Origin of the sequence: Porphyromonas sp. COT-108 OH2963 (assembly GCF_000768895.1) — a bacterium.
GTDB classification, from domain to species: Bacteria; Bacteroidota; Bacteroidia; order Bacteroidales; family Porphyromonadaceae; genus Porphyromonas_A; species Porphyromonas_A canoris.
In genome coordinates this window covers 42,794-61,709 of sequence record NZ_JRAP01000009.1, presented here as the reverse complement: position 1 = coordinate 61,709, position 18,916 = coordinate 42,794, and the positions used below count along the sequence as shown (strand labels likewise).

Sequence of the window (18,916 nt, the reverse complement as noted above, 5' to 3'; positions counted from 1 at the left end):
TTGAATCTCTTATATACTCCTTGAGAGTTATTCACCGAAGAGAGAGTCCACAAACTCTTTCTTACGGAAAAGCTGCAAATCGGTAACTTTTTCTCCCAATCCTATGTACTTTACAGGTATCTTAAATTGGTCTGAAATACCTATTACAACGCCTCCTTTGGCTGTTCCATCCAACTTTGTTATAGCCAAAGCATTCACTTCCGTTGCAGCCGTAAACTGCTTTGCTTGTTCAAACGCATTTTGACCTGTGGAACCATCTAGAATGAGAAGAACTTCATGAGGAGCATCCGGTACAACTTTTTTCATGACGTTCTTTATCTTGGTAAGCTCATTCATCAAGCCGACCTTATTATGAAGTCTGCCGGCTGTGTCTATGATAACGACGTCTGCTCCACTGGCTTTTGCAGAAGAGAGTGTATCGAAAGCGACAGAAGCAGGATCCGAACCCATTTGCTGCTTGACAACAGGCACTCCCACTCTTTCGCCCCAAATAACCAACTGGTCAACAGCGGCGGCTCTAAATGTATCCGCTGCACCAAGAACGACATTATATCCTGCAGACTTGAATTGGTATGCTAACTTCCCTATCGTCGTTGTTTTTCCAACACCATTGACCCCCACTACCATTATAACATAGGGTTTTGTTTCCTTCGGAAGAGAAAATGCTTCGCCATCCATGGAATTGTTCTCTTCCAATAGAGCAGCTATTTCTCCTCTAAGTATTTTGGTCAGCTCGTTGGTTCCAAAATATTTGTCTTGAGCAACGCGTTCTTCTATACGTTTGATGATCTTCAGAGTGGTTTCTACTCCAACATCAGATGTTACCAAGATTTCTTCCAGTTCGTCCAAGACCTCATCGTCAACCGTGCTTTTTCCGGCTATTGCACGACCGATCTTAGAAAAGACGTTGGACCTTGTGTTCTCCAAACCCTCATCCAAAGTTTTCTTCTTATCCTTTGAAAAAAAACCAAATAATCCCATAACTCTATCCCTTTTTGCCTTTAATATCTTCTTAACTGCCTAACACATCCTATTCAGGTAATCTTCATATCCGTATGAGCGATAAATCTCAAACGTGCCATCTGTATGCTTAATAGCAATACTTGGATGAGGAATACCATTAAACATTGTCGTCTTTACAGTAGTGTAATGAATCATGTCCTCAAACAAGACAATATCTCCAATCTTAACTTCTTGAGAAAAAGTCCAATCTCCTATAAAATCTCCACTCAAACAGCTATTGCCCCCTATTCTATACACATATCCTTTCTCCGGGAATGCGCCAATCTCTGCTCCACGGACACGTGGCTGATACGGCATCTCAAGACAGTCCGGCATGTGAGCGGTGAAAGAAGCATCTACGATAAGAGTTTTTATTCCACTATTTTCAACGACGTCCAATACCTGAGTCTTCAAGTAACCGGTTTGCCAAGCAAAAGCACTTCCCGGCTCTAAAATAAGAGTTAGATTCGGGTATTTTTCTTTGAACCTCCGCAACAGCGTAATCAAATGTTCAACGTCATACTCTGCGTGAGTCATCAAATGTCCTCCTCCCATATTGAGCCACTTTAGTTGAGGAAGATATTCTCCGAACTTTTCCTCCACGTGCTTGAGAGTTTCCTCTAAATCATAAGAATTACTCTCACAATGGGAATGAAAATGAAAGCCGTCTATACCTTGGGGAAGCTCTTGAGGCAACTGAGAGGATAATATACCCAATCTTGAACCCGGAGCGCAAGGATTATATAAATCAGTCCCTACCGTAGAATATTCCGGATTGATGCGAATACCACAAGAGTGTGTTCCTCCATAGTTTTGCACAAGAGGATAAAATTTTTGAAACTGAGATAGCGAGTTAAAGACAATATGATCGCTATATTTCAAAATCTCATCGAATTCATCCTCTTTGTATGCAGGAGCAAAAGTATATGTAGAAGATCCCATATATTCATACCCCATCCGAGCCTCAAATATGGAACTTGCGGTGCTTGATTTGATATACTCTCGAAATATTGGAAAAGATTTCCAAAGAGCAAAAGCCTTGAATGCCAATATTATTTCTGCTCCACTTCTTTGGGCAACATCTTTTATGAGGGAAAGATTATAACGTAGCTTCTCCTCCTCCATGACATAACATGGGGTCTTTGGATGCTCTTTTTCTGTGGGGACAATATTCTTAAACTCTTGCATAAGACTCTATTCACAAAATCAGCTGCCAACAGCTGTTCTAATAATTTCAGTCAAAATCGGCTTAACACCTGTTATAATAAATTCCGCAGCTATCACCATCAATATCAAGCCCATAATTCGAGAGAGAACTTTATTCCCGGTTTCTCCAAGCCAAACAGTTATGCGTTCTGATGTTCTTAAGATCAGACCAGCCGAAATATAAAACAGTATGATAGTCCCGACCAATATTATTACCTTTCCATTAGTATCTGCCTCTTCTCGAAGTAAAATTCCGTTGGTCATCATACCGGGACCACACAAAATAGGAATGGCTAATGGAATTATAGAGATATTATCGGTATCCTCCTGCTTTTCCGTATCGTGATCTTCAACAAGCTTAGAGTTTCTCCTACTGCCGGCATCGTTCATCATTGCATATCCCAGATTAAAAAAGATAATTCCTCCAATAATACGAAAGCCATCTATGGATATTCCAAAGACCTTAAACATAAGAGGTCCAAGAAATGCAAAAAACAAGAGTGTTACAATAGAAGCTGTTATAGCCTTTACGATAACTCGCCCCTTAGCCTTTTGGGTTAACCCATTTGTAAGAGAAAGATAAAACGGCATAACAGCCAAAGGATTAGATATAGTAACAAGGGATACTATACAGATGAGAAAAAATCCCCATCCTCCATCGAATACTTCCATAAGAAAATGTTTTACTCTATTCTAAATGCTTTCTTACCTATCAAATGACCATCCGAAAAGATGTCTGCCCTATAATTACCCTCCAAGAGATATTCACTGATATCCCAAAACAGAGTTACCTGAACCGGTTCACCATCATACTCAATAGTTCTTTTCATAGAATATTCAAGCATTCCATTTTCATAAGCAAAAGTGCCATCATGCAGAGTCAGTATTTCTCCGTCAGGCTTCAAAATACGAACATAAATAGTCTTCTCTCCTACTTCTGCCGTTACATTACGATCTATATTTGCAACAACACGAATTTGAGCAGCTTTCTTTATCTTTTTGGTCTCTTTACCTTTCTTATCCAATAAAGAGACTGCAATATACGAAACACTAAGCTTACTGGCTCTTTGAACCTGCTCATTCAGGGCAGTCTTCTCGGCTTGAAGTCTCTGAGCAGTGGTAGTTACTTGAGATATCTTCTGGCGGACTCTGGTATTCTCTTCTTTAAGCTCCGTATTTGCTTTGTTCAACGAGTCTATCTGCTGTACATAGTGTCGCATGATCTTTCGGAGTGTTTCCAACTCCTTCTTGAGTTCTCCAATCCGTTTTGCATTATTGCTCTTAACGGTTTTCAACTCTTCCATCAAGCGCTGTACTTTTGCTTGCTCACCCTCAAGTTTTTTCAATAGGGAGTCATTACTCACTGTGAATTTATATCCTTCATACTGCATAGATAGATCGTTAAACTCCTCTTCAAGAAGTTGTCTATCCAGTATCATCTGCTCTTTGAACTCCTTGAGTTCATTATTTTGTCTCAGAAGGATAAAACCTGCCACTCCCAAAGCTATGGCAGCCACTACAACTATGGTATAAACTAAAGCTTTCTTCTGCATATATTGTCGCTATTTCTATTCTATAAGAACTTCTTATTATTCCACCAAAATGTTATTTTTTCGCTTTTCAATAGGCTTCTCACACTCTCCTCACTCTCAAGAGAAGAATCATCTATACCCGTAAGATGTACAGAAAGACCAACTTTCCCTCTTTCATCTTCCATAAAAGTAAGAAGATTTGTGATGGATGCAAGCTGAGACATTACGAGCTTGCCCAGTGTCGTAGCTTTAGAAGAACTGTTCTTTATGAATGTTTCAAAAGAATATGATGGTTCATGAAGAGTTTTATCTTTTTTCTTCCAAGACACATCATAAAAAGACAAAACCGAATGCTCAGGAGAGATTAAAGATGTTCTGATAACAGCAATCAAAGGATCTTTTTGCCCCTTTACCGTAAGCATACAAAGCTCTATCTTAGAGTGCTTATCCAGTACAACAACCATTCTCACATCACTCAGATAAAGGAGTCTACTTTTGCCATTAAATTCATTTTCTACCTCCAAATCTACTTCTTCTTTCTCCTTCCTTGCTTCATAACGATCTATTAGATCTTTCTTGTTATTCAAGGAAAGCACGGGGAAAGCGGATTCCGGAGCGTCAATAAAAACTTCTGCAACAGTTTGAGCCGATAAACCACCACCGCAAAAGATCAGAGCAAGGATACCCAACAGAAAAACTATATACTCTTGGAAATGCTTCATTTTCTCACATTAACTAAAAACAAAGGTACTATATCTTTTTGGGTCATAAGATTCTAATGGGAAGTTCTCCACGACGCAAGAAAAGCTTTTCGGAAGGAATGCTCCTCTTGAGCACCATTAGTTCTAAATCTTTACCCACTCTTATTCCTTCTCTAAACAAGCGATGCTCTACAAACTTGTATGCAAGATCCGGATGATTATTATCTTTGCTTAAATGACAGAGAGCTATAAAAGTCATATCCAAGTGATAATTACAAGCAAGGCATTCAGCACTTTTCGTATTGCTAAGGTGTCCTGTACCACAGGTGATACGCTCCTTTAAGAATTGAGGATATTTGCCTCCTTTCAACATCTCTTCGTCATAGTTGCTTTCAAACACAAGGAAGTTACTTTGTCTTATAGCACCCTCAACTTCCGGTGTAACATCTCCTATGTCCGTCATCAAAGTAAACACTCCTACGGGAGTCTCTATCATATAGCCAATATTGTCCGTGCTATCGTGTGGGATGGGAATAGCATGAACCTTAATAGACCCTATTTCCAAGGCCTTATTCAGATCAATCGGTTTCAAATACCCTGTAATATCTTCTTGGATATATCTACTTGTGATTAGAGCATGCATTACTTTTCTTGTAGCATAAATAGGCATATGATATCTCGTAGCAATACTTCCTACTCCGCGCACATGATCAGCATGATCGTGTGTCACCAAGATTCCGGATAGAGAGGTCGGATCTATGCCCTTGTCTTTCAAAGCATCTGCGATCGTTCGTCCTCTAAGCCCGGCATCTATGAGTAAAGATGTTCCAAAATACGAGAAGAAGTAACAATTTCCACTGCTGCCACTTCCTATGCTAAAAAATGTAATATAGTCAGCTGATTGTTTCACCTTAATGCTATTATCTCTCCTAAGTTTGCTTCGTCAATCCAAACTTATTTCCCCTTTTAATGGCTCCTGCATAAGTTTCCTAACCGCACCCATAGGGAGTCCTTTACCCAAGAGATACATTAACTTACATAGAGCAGCTTCAAAGGTGAGATCTGTTCCACTTATAACCCCTGCTTCTAAAAGTTCATTTCCCGTTTTATAGCGATGCATTTCAACAGCCCCCATAATACATTGGGTAACATTTACAATGACAATATCTCGCGTTTCTATCGCATTACGTAAGGCCGATAAGAACCACTCATGAGTAGGAGCATTACCACTGCCAAAAGTTTCCATGACAACACCCTTAAGGTTTGGGATGCTCAGTATTTGATCGATTACAATGGGAGTTATTCCTGGGAAAAGCTTTAGTGCAACAACATTGGCATCCATTGATGTTGAAATCTTTAATGGTGCATTCAATGGCAATAAACTTGCACTTCTTACTGCCTTTGAATAGTGTATATTTATTCCGACATCAGCAAGAGGAGGAAAATTCGGTGTGTCAAAAGCATTAAAATGATCCGTTGAAATTTTGGTTGTTCGATTTCCTCGCATCAATTTGTTTTCAAAAAAGACACAAACTTCCTGAATATAAGGCAATCCATTATCCCTTTTAGCAGCAGCTATTTCTATTGATGTTATAAGATTTTCCTTACCATCAGTCCTCAACTTCCCGATTGGCAGCTGAGACCCTGTCAATATCACAGGCTTAGCCAAATCATCCAACATAAAAGAAAGAGCAGATGCAGTATAAGCCATCGTGTCTGTTCCATGCAATACTACAAAGCCATCATAAATGTCATAGTTCTTCTCTATAACTTTGGCTATTTCTATCCATGAGAATTGCTCCATTGAAGAAGAATCCAATGGAGGATCAAAAGAGACGGATGAAATATTATATCCAAAACGCTTTAACTCCGGGACCTGTGCCTCCAAGTAGTGAAAGTCAAAAGCTTCTAAAAGCCCAGTTTCACTATTCTCTATCATACCGATAGTTCCACCTGTATAAATAAGCAATACTGATGGTTTATTGAAACCAACTTGCATCTTTTTATTCTTTTTTCTTTAGAGACTCAAAAGCAAAACACTTATCGGAAGTTATCCTCCCGAATGATAGGAAACAAAGATACAACTTTATTTCAACTCTTGAGTGATCAGAATTGGCTTCTATACAGCATTATATAAAAGGTGTTTTATCCGGATGGTCTTTGTTCTGCTCCTGTTCTTCTGCCCCTTTTAGTACAGGAAGGCTGATGTTAAACCAAGCACAAAGAACACGACACACAATTACGCTAAGAGCAGACAACAACTGGGTAAGCCCTAAGTTCACACCTATACTCACCAAAATTGTATAAATAAGCCCACCTAAGACACATGCGAGAGCATAAATATCCTTTCTAAAAACGAGAGGGATCTCATTTATAAGGATATCACGAGTCATTCCACCAAAAAAGCCGGTGATAGTTCCCATGATAATGGCAACCCAATATGGGAAACCCAAATCCAATGTTTTATCAACACCAACCACAACAAATAATCCCAGCCCTATGGCATCAAAAAGAAAAACCGTATTCTGCATACGGACCAGATATTTTTTGAAAATTGCGGTAAAAAGCAAAGCCACAAAAGAGATAATAAGATATGACTCTTGTATCATCCAGAAAGGTGTTACACCCAAAAAAAGATCTCGAACGGTACCACCACCCACCGCAGTAACAAAACCTACAACATAGGCACCAAACCAGTCAAACTTCTTCGCAGAAGCCAATCGGATACCGGATATAGCAAAAGCAAATGTGCCTAGATAGTCACAAATCGTAATAAAATCTACCATCAATCTACTTCTATAGACAGTTAATACTGCTCATTCTCATTAGGGAAGTTTCCGCTTTTCACATCTTTAATATAAGCTTTCAATGCTTCATGAATAACTTCATTAAGTTTGGCATAGCGACGAAGGAATCTTGGTGAAAACCCTTGAGATATTCCCAGCATATCGTGCATAACAAGTACTTGTCCATCTACTCCGGCACCTGCTCCAATGCCAATAACGGGGATCATTACACTCTCTGCAACTTGTTTGGCAAGTTGTGCCGGAATCTTTTCCAACACAAGAGCAAAGCATCCCAATTCTTCCAAAAGTTTCGCATCAGCAAGAAGCTTTTCGGCTTCGGCTTCTTCTCTTGCTCGAACAGCATACGTGCCAAATTTATTTATGCTCTGAGGAGTAAGTCCCAGGTGTCCCATTATTGGAATACCCGCCGACAAAATTCTCTGAACAGACTCGGTAATCTCTGAACCGCCTTCCATCTTAATAGCATCGGCATGCGTCTCTTTCATCACACGTATAGCAGAGTGCAATGCCTCCTTTGAATTTCCTTGATAAGAGCCAAACGGAAGATCTACAACAACGAGAGCACGCTTTACAGCTTTCATCACACTCTTACCATGATAAATCATCTGATCCAATGTAATAGGAAGAGTAGTAACATTCCCAGCCATGACATTAGAGGCAGAATCCCCAACAAGAATAACATCCATGCCCGACTCATCTATCAATCCACCGAAAGAGAAGTCATAAGCTGTAAGCATGCTTATCTTCTCTCCCCTCTGTTTCATTTCCAGCAGTCTGTGAGTTGTTACTTTTTTTCTATCACTACTGAGATAATTGCTCATATTTCCCTTTATCTTTTGTTCAAAATCCTTGTAATTAGAAGAGTACAAAGGTAGAAAAGAAAATCCATAAAATTTTTCTTGACCTGACTTATCTGTGCAAAAAATCAAATATCATCTTTCCTCAAGGATAACATTATGCTGTCAAGTAATTAGAGATTAATTCTCTCTATTCTTTCAAATCATTAATGTACAATTGATAGAACAACATATATAGCCAATATCCTTTATATTTTGCCACTAAGGTACGATTGATAAATCAAAGGACAAATCAACAAAGAGATCAACTAACAGGAATTTTGATTCTTCTCAAGATTTGATTTGTCGCAAATATAGAGATATTAAAGGCTTTCTACAAGCCCGTTATCGCTTTTTATTGACTCTACTATATTTTCAAGCTCCGATATTGTTTCCGCTTTATAGTAGTTCCCTTTATGGGAGACAAGTGCCATCAGATCTTCTCCTATAACTTCCTCCCTTTTAACAAAAAGCTCCCACACAGGCACCCCGACTGCTTTGGCTATTCTCTCGGCTGTTGTGGTTGTAATGGATTCTGCGTTAAGCATCCTCTTGACAGATTGCAAAGACACCTCCATTGCATCTGCAAGAATCTGATAGGTCATACCTTTTTCTTTTAAGACATCCTTTATTCTCATCTCCTCTTGTTTTACTACGTAAATATAACTCTTTATATATACGGGCATACAATTTTATATACTAAAAAAGCTAAAGCATATAATTTGGGCGCTTTAGATTACTCTCTTGAACAATATCTCAATCAACTAGCGTAATTGTCTCAAAGCCGAGGCGCAGTAGAGCCTCGGCTATATTACTTCCTATGCCACACCCTGCAAGTAGAACCTTGAAAGATTTAATCGTTGTCTGTTGCTGATCTGAAACATAGATTCTATTTCTATTATATCGGCACATAGTAATCATCATTAATGAAAGAAGTTCGCTCGTTGACAAGTCGTAATCCCTTTCCTATTTATGAAGACTTATTATTTTGATTTTCTGACAGATATGCTTATTTGAATATCTCCTCCTCGCAAAGAAGGTGCGCAGCGAGCATGAAAAGCACGCTGCGCAACACCGCCAAATACCTCGAAGCCTATATAGGTACGGAGGTGAATAATAGTGATTTCAGCTATCTGCTGGTCAAAGCATTCTTTTATTTTGTGCGGCAGAACTATGAGCTTAGACACAACACGGTCGTCAAAATAATACAAGCAATCATCTCAACCTTAAATCGCCTCAAGCGTGATGGATATGATGCCCGCAGAGACTACTCGGACTACAAGATGGGCATTGAGGAGGTTACAACGGTTGCTTCGTCCGATGATGAGATAGAGCGTTTGTACAACCTTGATCTTAAAGGGCTGTCTGTAATTATCCGAAACCTATTTGTGTTTGCTTGTGAGACAGGGTCGAGGTATTCCGATTTGGTCGCCCTCTAGGACAGTAATGTGGATAATAATAACTTACTGATACATCCCACTTATATGCTCATACTGCTGACGACTGATCAGGCCGCTATGATATGCTTTCTTCAGAGTCTCGCCTGTCGCAGACCTAATCTTATCCCATAATCCTTGTATTTCCGACTCTCGTCCCTTCTCGTACTCCGAAACAAGTTCTTTGGATAACGACTCAAAATTCACAGGGTCGCCGGTTAAGGCCGACAATCCTGAGTGGTCCATAGCTCTATATCTCCTATACCTTGGGAGGTATCTATGCCTCAAGTCTTCAAGATCTCTTCTGAACTCTGCCGTAGAAATCTCTCTGTCTTCAAGCCTCTTCTTTAGAGCCTCCTTCTCATTCAAGAAGCTCTCTTTTGTTTTTCTTGCCAACTCCGAATCTACATCTTTACCCTTGAACAATGCCTCTACAGCTTTCTTTTCTGCCATATATTCATTGCGCTCAAGACCATGCTTTGCAATGAGGTAATTGCACAGATCATTGTATCCGCTTTTGCTCTTATCGGAAACATCGGCAACGCTTTTCATGAGAGGTTTGAAATAGTTAAGCATGTAATCCTCCATATCAAAAGTATTAACGCTACTCAACCTGTTAAGACCGAGATAGGCGTTTTCGTGAGCCTCGATTGGCTTGCCATGCTCTTTCTCAAGAGCCTCTTGAAACTTCAACAGACCCCTTGAATGATCCACATATCCCTCCATCATCTTATATCCGAAACCTTTTACTTTCTCTTCGTAATACTCTCTCGCCACTCCGGTTACAGGTTTCTCTTCGTCTCGGTAATTATTTTCCGGTATTCTACCTTTTTCTCTGAAAGCACCTATGCCGAGTTTGTTTTTCATAGAGACATTATCTGCCTCCGCAAGCAAGCTCTTATCGGTCATCTTCTTATAACTCCTCCACAGGATATACCTGAGATCGTCGTCCGTCAAAGAGAATCCAAGTTTAACACTCGCCTTGTCCAAAAGTTTCATGAACAAGCTTTTCACTTTCCTCCAAAAAGAATGCTCCTCATTATCGGAGAAACCTCTTTCTGCGAGTTCTGCCATATATTCCTCTGTTGCCATGCGGAAGTCCCATCCTTTTTCCTTTGCTTTCTCGTTGATGCGCTCTCTTGATTTGACAGAGACTTGACTATAAACCCTATCAAGGAAAGCATCAAAATCATCACCGAACAACTCTCTCAAACCTTTATGACCAACCACCTCATGAAAAACAGTAGCCCTTGCATCTGCCTCGCTTGTCGCGTTTTCAAGCAGTAGTACGACTTCCCCTGAAGACAAATCATACCATCCTTTTGATCGTTGCATGCGAATCTCCGTCCCTTTGTTGAGGCTCTTGATCTCTCTTACATCTTTGACGATTCGTATATTTTCTCCGAGCTTTTCGGCAAGATCTTTTACCGCTTGTTCGATTCGCTCAGTGCCGTTACCGATGCCCTTATTCGCACCATCTGCATCTCTAAGCCTAACATCCTTATCTCCTGTGCTTGGGTTTTCAAATTCTTTTATTACCTTTGTGGCAGAGATAAGCTCTTGGTTATTATGTTTAGCATCCGCAATTGGAGCGGAAGCGCTGGCAATATAATCAAGAGCTTTCTTCTTGTTTATATACAAAGCTCTGTCGTTTGTGAGCCAAGAAAGAACACTATTATTCTCCTTGCCATATATGGATGAAACTATGTTAAAATCAACATCGGCACCTCCCTTACCTATAGACAAGCTTATGAGAATACTATTATTCCCAATGGTCAATTCCGTTAGGATCGCAAAACTGTTCTCCTGACTTCCTTTGAAAATAAAAATCGGATCAGACATAGCTTGAGGAAGGTCCCTTAAATCGATTGCTTTATAGCCGTGCTTCTTAGCTTTCTTTATCACCTTACCACCATATAGACGGATTGGCATGTCCTTTATTCCAACGCTCTTCAGTACTGCATTGGGAGTTCCAAGCGATAAGATTACTCTACCGGCGTTCTCTTCCGTCAAATTGAATAAATCATCATTAAATCGCTCATTGATCTGTTTAAGGTTGCCGCCTTGCGAATAGTCAGATTTTTGCACACCCATCTTTTCGTAGCTCCCTCCCTTTTGCCTTTTCCAGACATCAAGCAGTTTGCCAACCTTTGCCACGACACCATCATATATCCTTGCGACCTCTTCACCCTCGAAGAATACGCAATAGCTGTCATCACCGGCTCCCGGTATCATAGCAGGATACTCATACTCATTTGAGGATTTGCAGCACACATACCCTTTCTTCAGGGTAAAATCTTCAGACGAGAACTCATATTCCCACCCTTCTTCCAAATATCCGCCATTCTCTTTATACATCGCCTCCAACTTGTCGTACGCCTCCGGGTTCGCATATATGTGTCTAAGTCCGGGTTCGTAGGCAAAGTGTACAGAGGCGAAGTCTTCAGGTATATCATCAGATAATTGACCTCTTGCAAAGATCTCTTCTTCAGATTCTCTTAGCGGTGTATCGCTTTCTCTGAATAGTATGCTTGGATTTTCAGAATAGAATGTGCCGACATTCTCTGAGGCAGACTTGATTTGGTTAGGTTCAAAAGCAACAACCATAGAGGACTTCCCATCATAAATGATCACACCATCATTGTTTTCAGACTCTTCTATAATTAAAGATTGGTAACTATCCCAAAAACCTATTACATCATAATCTTTGAATATGTTTTTGCCAAGTCCGTTTTTCCTGCACCAATTATCATCGATTATTAGTGGAGTCTTCAGCTCCACATAGGCATCAACAACTTCTCCCTTTTTAGAAGAATCAAACTCTGATGTCGCATAATCTTCCGCGATTTTCTTGCTACTGATAAAGAAGAACCCTTTATCATCAAAGCTATAACGACTGCCTATAAAATCTTTGCTGAACTCTGTCAGACTTTTCGATAATGTTCCATGATACACCACCATTGGCTCTCCATTTTCGTCGACAACCTTTGAGGCGTTGGTTTGCAAAAGAGAAACAAGTTTTGTATCTTTGACACGAGATAAGGCAACAGATGGATCAGGCTCTGCCCCCATTGATATAAAGCCTTTCTCTAAAGCTACTTGTCCGTTTAATTGGTCAAGTAGCTTTCCTTTTTCTATCTCTGTTAGAGCGTGGTCGTAGTATTTGCGCCCATTCTCGTCTACCCCTATAGTTAGTTTTGCAGTATAATCCTCTCCGCCAATTTGAATACCTGTTATATAATAGCGATAAATTGGGTATTGAGCCCCCTTTTTCTCTGCTTTTTCTTCTGCAATAAAAATAGATTTCTCCAATAACTGCGGAACTGCGACAAGACTTTTCAAATGAGCCTCATTGCCCATGCTGTGAGAGGTTGCCTTATTCACACCCTTTCGACCTATTGCAACAGTTTCCCCTGTGTCAGAAATAGTGTATTCTCCTCTCAGATTATCCTTTATCCAAGCCTTAGCACTATCTCTGTTTAGCTCATATTTGCCCTCGTGCTCGTTGCCCTGCAAGATAACGGGCTCAGACTTCCTAAGTTTCTCAACCCTCGCAACCTTTTCCCAATCTCCAAACCAATCTTTGAAAGCTTTGGTACGAACTTGCACCCACTGATTTTCATTGAGATTTGTAGGATTGCCATTGGGAGCAAGCATAAATATCCCCTCGTCCTTTGCTTTAGATATTATGCTCCGCTCCTCGTCGGAATAAACATTCGTCTGACCCTCTCTAAACAGGATGCTGCCAGCCTTTTTCTTTTCAAACCAATCTGCAAACTCCAAAGCAGCATCTACCGTTCTAAAGCCCAATGAGCCTGTATCTCCTCGTTCTATTGCCTTGTCGGGGGCTTTGGTTCCACTATTATACTCATCTGAAAGGTCTGCCCATTTCTGCCATCCCTCATTTGTCTTTTCATCTATTTCGTCAGAATAGTCATAGACGGCAATCTGAATAGCCGGGTCTGTTATATTGTCTGATACCGCCGTTAATACAGCCAATTTTGACGGCATCCCATCAACCAATAAAGGAGCGTACAACTCTTCAGAATCGTATGCTGCCTCGTCTATCTTCGTCCGTCCGCTCGTGTCCGTCTGTTTTCTGAACTCTTCCAACTCGTTTAGATAGTCCGGATTTTTCTCCTCCCTGTTCATAGAAGAGTACTCCGCAAACGGCTTGGTCTTTCTTTTGGATGACTTTATCCACTTCTTAAAATTCTCTTTAGAAACTTCTGTTATATTGCCAAGACCTTTCCATCCGGGTGAATAGTTGGATAAGTATGCTGCCTTGGCTTCCTCTATACCGGAGAAGCCATACATTACCTTGTGTTCATCAAAAGAGCCGTCTTCTTTTATTTGGTCTACAACAAAGACAGACCCCTCCTCCGGCGAGTCGGACAAGAATATGTCTATATGGTCTCCATCTTTGCCCTTGGTTCCAAGTATATATCCATAGTCATTTCGCATGGTTACGCTCCATGCCACTCCATCTTTGTCTTTTCCGCTTCTCTCACTATTCTTAGGGTTCTCTATTGTAATAGAAAATCCATCCACCTTGACATGTCCCTTCTTATAGTTGCCGGCTTCTTTCTGCGCCTCGGAGGGATTGGTATCTATGCTCTCCCTCATCTCTTCTATAAAAGAAGAAACAGGAACTTCATCCTCTAATTCATTATCGCCTTGCTGTTTGTCTTCCGAGGCATCTATATTTTCTGCAACACTAACAGATGTCTCATCCTCTTGAATATCTTTAGGATTAAGAAGTTCCTCTGCTTGTTTGAGCATTCGGAGTCTCTCCTTCAAGGCTTTCTTTTCTCTCTCTATCTCAATCCTCCTTTTCCCTTTCGATTGTTCAGGAGAAGAAATATGATCTATCTGCGCTTGAATCCTATCCACCTCATCATTGATAATCTCGGACTGCAGAGATACGTCGTCCGGAAATTCAGACACAAGAGCATCTGCGTACATCTGCGCATCACCAATGGAGTCATAATCTATATTTCCATTTTTATCAACAGGAGGCTTTATCTTATTTTGTTCTTCTGAGTCAGATTCATTTTCGATCTTATCAGGGATATAAACATCATTGGCAGAATCTTTTACATCAGTCGTTCCGATGTCTTTTGATGGGTGCTGAATGACCGACTCTTGCCCATCTTTCTCTACTCTTACAAGTATATTGCCATCCGCATCTTCTCCACGAACGACTTCCCCCTCAATTCCATCACCGAGCCGTACAACATTCCCCGGCTCGTATTGCATCCGGGATTCATTGCCCTCGTCTTTTGCTCTTCCGAATAGGTCGTTTCTCTTCTTCAGATCAACAAGCGCCTGCACATCCTCTCGTTTGGCAACCTCTTGATTGTGTCCATCAGAAACAACAACAGATCCATCCGGATTGCTTTGAAGAATTTGCACAGAACTTGTACTGCCATCCGGTCCATCTATCTCATACACATCTCCGGAATTGAAAGGCAGATCTCCATCTATCTCTCCCGCAAGCCTTTGCATTTCATTCTGTCGAACAGTTGTTTCAAGCTCTGAAAGGAGATCTTCAATGGGCGTAGATTGTACGCCTGAAAGCTGATCTATAGAGACCATCTCAAGCGCTCCTGTTGATGAATCTTTAACAACAACGCTTCCGCTACTGCTTTCTTTATCTACATCTCCGCTGCCGTCTTCGAGTAGATGAATGTCCCCACCAACGATATAGTACTCAGTCTCATCTCTTCCGTGTATCTTAGTTGTATATACGTTGCCATCTTTATTGGCGTTAGACTGTATTGTCTCTCTGTCTTGGGAGATCTTCAGGTCTACACTTTCTATGACCTTATCAATCATGCCTTCGTAGGCAGATCGAGCATTGATATAGTCAGATACTGTCTGTATGGTCTCCTCATCTGTTCCGGATTCACTCAAGGAGTGCAATTGCTCTGCAGGTGTATTGCCATATTTCAACAGCTCCTCATCCGGATCTCCTCCCCAAATAGACTCTACTACTTCTCTGCTCTTATCATAGAGCATCTTTGCTTGATTTTTCTGAGTAGGATCTTCTATGCTATACCCCTCTTCTCTGCTCTTCTCTGCAATATTATTTACCTGATCGGAAAATCCTTTGCTGAATTGCTCAAAAGGGATAGAGGTATATTCTGCAATATCGCTCTGTAACAGAGAAGACTGGTTGCCATCAAAATCTTGAACAATCAAATTATTATTCTTGTCAAGTCCTAAGACTTCCGATATATTCCCATCTTTAGACTCTACTACATAGACCGCTCCCTGTGCTTGCCGTCTCTTTTTGTTGACATAATTGGATGCGATCCTATTAGGTCCACCAATAACCCCGCCCATGAAAAGACCTGCTTTTGCTCCCTCGAATCCATTGCGTAGTGCCTCGCTAAGCGTAGGATAATCTTCCGGGTTTTGATATATCACAGGAACAAATGCTCCAAGGTATTCAGCAGCGAATTCACTCGCACCCTCAACGCTTGAATCTTTAGCGAGTTGCAGTAATGTTTTCCTCCCAAAAGCATCCGCTCCAAGCTCTCTGCTTGCTTTTTCTGCAAGCTTAGACATCTCTTGCCGTGCTATGGGATTATCCTCAACAACCTTCCCTACAGCATTCCCTATGCTGTTTTTGACTCCGGGCTTCTTTAGCCATCCAAAGAAATAATCAAGAGGGATCTTCTCCGTTGCATACTCAATGGCTCCGGATGTGATACCGGACTTCCAAATATCTCCATCGCTTATTTTCTTTCCTTCCTGCTCGCTATATTGTCTGGCCTCCGCCATTGCTTGTCCTGTCGCAGATGCAGTCATCCCGCTCATCCCTATCTGCGCAAGAGGTCTTGCGAGAGGTCTCGTGGCAGGATGTAATGAACTTGCAACAGCTGCTATATTTGGCACCATCTGAGGAAGGAGATTGCCAAACCAAGCAGCGCCCTCTACCGGTCTCTGCTCTGAAAGTTCTTTGCCCGCCTCTGATATAATCTCATCCCCCCATGTTTTGTCTTTAGACCACTTGGATAGCAGTTCGACAGCTTTCTTCTTATCTCCTCCGGACTCTTCTATTGCCTTTCTTAGAGCTTTAATGGCTCCCTTATTATCCTCCTTGTTATATTGGTATCTCTGTGGCTCCGGGTTGCTGATGCGCCACAAAGCCTCAGATATAAAGCCTCTATCTTTTTTAGACATATCCCCCCACTCCCTGCGCGCTTTGCTGTACAGATAGTCTCTATACTTTAATTTGGCACCCAAAGATTTCTCGTAGCTATCTATGTCTATTCCAAGAGCATCAAAATCATTCAAAACCTTGATAGCCTCAGAGGCATCACGGCTCGATCCTGTAAATAGATTCGCAGTTTCTCCCGCAAGAGCTTTCCCACCTTGTATAAGCGCCTTACCTCCCTGCATAAAACCTTCATCAAATCGTCTTATGGGAGTGCTGTTTCTCTGAGAAGGGGACCCGTCTTTTGAATTATCTTGTATGGTTGTTTTACTTCCTCGCCTTGGCAGAAATTCCTCCTCCCCATACTCGTTAGATACTCTCATATTGAGATTGGGACGGACAACAATTCTATCAGAGAATGTGTCGAAGTCTTTCAGACTACCGTCTATGCTTTTAAGGTAGTCGAAGACTTTCCTTCGGCTACCCTCATCTTGCATTCTCTTCTTGAACTCATCTTCAGATCCTATGCCATCGAAATTCTTCGACAGTGTTTGATATATTCTTTTCAGTTCTTTATCTTGCGCTTTCACCATCTCCATGTTGCTTTAGGTTTTGTTTTCCCGGCGAGTTTGTACACAAACTCTCTCGCCCTCTCATTTCCATTGTTTGCTTCATTTATAATGTGTACAAGCTTTTCGTCGTCTGTAAGTTTTCTTCGAGATACGGTGGTCGTCTTGCCCTGATATGGATTCTCTCGTGTAGACCTGACCTCTCTTTCATCGCTGAGACCTAAGTCTGCAAAACCTTTCCCGATTGTCGCAGAATTGATCCTACCTGCCTCAATATCAACAATCTCTCCGTCTATCGGGATAGATATCGTCTTACCCTTTTTGTGTTTCTCCGCACTTGCCAGGCTATTAGCGGCAGAAGCCCTGCTGCTTGACGCTGCCGCCCTGTTTCTGTCTATTTGACTCTGCGACAGATCTTTCTGATAAGCAGCCTCCACTTCCTTTCTGCCAGCATCCGATTTGGCTGCGTTTATCTTGTAATAATCAAGGGCAGCCCTGTTTATTTGGTTTTCTCTGTCCCTTTTCATTCTCTCGTCTTGCTCTTGTGCATCTCGTTTTTCTCTTTGTGTAGCAAGATTGTAGCGTCTATCCTGATCTGCTCTCTGATCGTCGAAGTGGCGAGCTCTCAAAGAATAGTTGATATAGGCATCTCTATTTCTATCCCTTTCAGCTTTCAATTTATCATATCTCTGTTGTAGAGCTCCGGAGAGGCTATTACGAGGATCGTATGTACTATATGCTCCTTTAGATGCAAAGAATAGATTAGATAGAGCAGATATGCCATCGCCTATTGAAGCAAGCAGCATATTCCTGCCCTCTCTTTTTGCAATCTCTTCTTCCTTCTTTTCGTGGTTTTGATTTAATATATCTATAGCATCCTGGTAGGACATCTTTGTGTTTGGAGCTTTCACAACAACATCAGATTCCACCTTTGGCAGAATAGCCGGAGCAGTAGATATGGGTTGAAGTGTCGGGGCTGAGATCGCAGTTCCTTGCTTGGGTTCAGTGCCGGAATCCTGCCGGACCGATGTTCTTCTTTTGCTTATTGCGTCTATCGTTCTCATTGCTTTCCTCCTTTCGACAAGAGCGGATTGGCAGCAAAAGAAGCACCGGCGCTCATGACACCTCTCACAGCATCAGCAACACCTTGCGCTCTCTGGAGTTTCATCTGAGCGACCTGAGCATTGAACGCCTCATCTCTATTTAAGAAGGCTCTTTCAAGCGCATCTTTTCTATAATCGTTTTGCGCCACAATGTCAGAAACGACATCTGTCATAGCCTTGTTGGCGGTCTCCTTCTCAAGCGCTATTGCTTCATTCGTTGCGCCCGTTACAGCCTGAGCCCCTGCCGACCTGTTAGATCTGTTGCGGATAGCGTCAGAAGCCATGTTGATCATTCTGAGAGCAGATGCTCTCTGAGTTGCATCCTCATTGTACCTTCTATCGAACAGATCTTTATTCGCTTGCTTTCTGCTTTCAAGATCTTGTTGCGCTTTTCTCATCTCATTTGCCTGAAGGACGCCGCCGAGGACACTTCCAAGAACGGACATTCCGGCTCCAATTGCGATTGGTAACATATACTTATATATAAGAATTTAATATCTGTAATCTAAGAGCGAAAGTACGATACGATATTTGTAGAAGTGTTGCAGATATTAAACTC

Annotated in this window: 15 protein-coding genes; 1 reads left to right on the top strand and 14 read right to left on the bottom strand. The window is 41.4% G+C overall.

The window, feature by feature from the left end:
• Nucleotides 1-27: 27 nt before the first annotated feature.
• The 11 genes from ftsY to HQ39_RS09420 all read right to left on the bottom strand — a co-directional run bounded on the left by ftsY (nt 28) and on the right by HQ39_RS09420 (nt 8,996).
• A complete protein-coding gene (gene ftsY / locus HQ39_RS06045) occupies nt 28-981 on the bottom strand; it encodes a signal recognition particle-docking protein FtsY (protein ID WP_036864679.1) in 954 nt (317 codons plus the stop codon).
• A gap of 39 nt (nt 982-1,020) precedes the next feature.
• A complete protein-coding gene (gene nspC, locus HQ39_RS06040) occupies nt 1,021-2,190 on the bottom strand; it encodes a carboxynorspermidine decarboxylase (protein ID WP_052079497.1) in 1,170 nt (389 codons plus the stop codon).
• Between the two features lie 18 nt (nt 2,191-2,208).
• Nucleotides 2,209-2,880 (bottom strand): MarC family protein, encoded by a 672-nt coding sequence (locus HQ39_RS06035; protein WP_036864676.1) that lies wholly within the window; start codon nt 2,878-2,880, stop codon nt 2,209-2,211.
• A gap of 11 nt (nt 2,881-2,891) precedes the next feature.
• Nucleotides 2,892-3,761 (bottom strand): hypothetical protein, encoded by an 870-nt coding sequence (locus HQ39_RS06030; protein WP_036864674.1) that lies wholly within the window; start codon nt 3,759-3,761, stop codon nt 2,892-2,894.
• A 20-nt stretch (nt 3,762-3,781) separates the two neighbouring features.
• Nucleotides 3,782-4,462, bottom strand: a complete 681-nt coding sequence (locus HQ39_RS06025) for a DUF3256 family protein (RefSeq protein ID WP_036864672.1) — start codon at nt 4,460-4,462, stop codon at nt 3,782-3,784.
• Between the two features lie 43 nt (nt 4,463-4,505).
• The gene (locus HQ39_RS06020; protein ID WP_235317647.1) at nt 4,506-5,351 is read right to left on the bottom strand and encodes an MBL fold metallo-hydrolase; all 846 of its coding nucleotides are present in this window, start codon (nt 5,349-5,351) and stop codon (nt 4,506-4,508) included.
• Nucleotides 5,352-5,384: 33 nt separating this feature from the next.
• Nucleotides 5,385-6,440, bottom strand: a complete 1,056-nt coding sequence (locus tag HQ39_RS06015) for an asparaginase (RefSeq protein WP_036864669.1) — start codon at nt 6,438-6,440, stop codon at nt 5,385-5,387.
• A gap of 130 nt (nt 6,441-6,570) precedes the next feature.
• Nucleotides 6,571-7,227 carry a trimeric intracellular cation channel family protein gene (locus HQ39_RS06010; protein WP_036790452.1) on the bottom strand — a complete coding sequence of 219 codons (657 nt, stop codon included), beginning with the start codon at nt 7,225-7,227 and terminating at the stop codon, nt 6,571-6,573.
• Between the two features lie 20 nt (nt 7,228-7,247).
• Nucleotides 7,248-8,069, bottom strand: coding sequence for a 3-methyl-2-oxobutanoate hydroxymethyltransferase (panB, locus tag HQ39_RS06005; protein ID WP_036864666.1), 822 nt, complete (start codon nt 8,067-8,069; stop codon nt 7,248-7,250).
• Between the two features lie 338 nt (nt 8,070-8,407).
• Nucleotides 8,408-8,770, bottom strand: coding sequence for a helix-turn-helix transcriptional regulator (locus tag HQ39_RS06000; protein WP_052089720.1), 363 nt, complete (start codon nt 8,768-8,770; stop codon nt 8,408-8,410).
• A gap of 70 nt (nt 8,771-8,840) precedes the next feature.
• Nucleotides 8,841-8,996 (bottom strand): ThiF family adenylyltransferase, encoded by a 156-nt coding sequence (locus HQ39_RS09420; RefSeq protein WP_081964543.1) that lies wholly within the window; start codon nt 8,994-8,996, stop codon nt 8,841-8,843.
• 101 nt (nt 8,997-9,097) lie between these two features.
• On the opposite strand from HQ39_RS09420, the gene HQ39_RS05995 reads away from it, so the two are divergent.
• A complete protein-coding gene (locus tag HQ39_RS05995; protein ID WP_316931420.1) occupies nt 9,098-9,523 on the top strand; it encodes a phage integrase SAM-like domain-containing protein in 426 nt (141 codons plus the stop codon).
• A 24-nt stretch (nt 9,524-9,547) separates the two neighbouring features.
• On the opposite strand, the gene HQ39_RS05990 is transcribed toward HQ39_RS05995, so the two are convergent.
• From HQ39_RS05990 to HQ39_RS05980, 3 genes are read right to left on the bottom strand one after another with little or no spacing between them, the layout of a single operon-like run.
• The gene (locus tag HQ39_RS05990; protein WP_036864664.1) at nt 9,548-17,284 is read right to left on the bottom strand and encodes a hypothetical protein; all 7,737 of its coding nucleotides are present in this window, start codon (nt 17,282-17,284) and stop codon (nt 9,548-9,550) included.
• Nucleotides 17,272-18,318, bottom strand: a complete 1,047-nt coding sequence (locus HQ39_RS05985) for a hypothetical protein (RefSeq protein WP_036847371.1) — start codon at nt 18,316-18,318, stop codon at nt 17,272-17,274. The genes HQ39_RS05990 and HQ39_RS05985 overlap by 13 nt, the downstream gene beginning before the upstream one ends.
• Entirely contained in the window at nt 18,315-18,830 is a 516-nt protein-coding gene (locus tag HQ39_RS05980) for a hypothetical protein (RefSeq protein ID WP_052079496.1), read from the bottom strand. The genes HQ39_RS05985 and HQ39_RS05980 overlap by 4 nt, the downstream gene beginning before the upstream one ends.
• Nucleotides 18,831-18,916 lie beyond the last annotated feature (86 nt).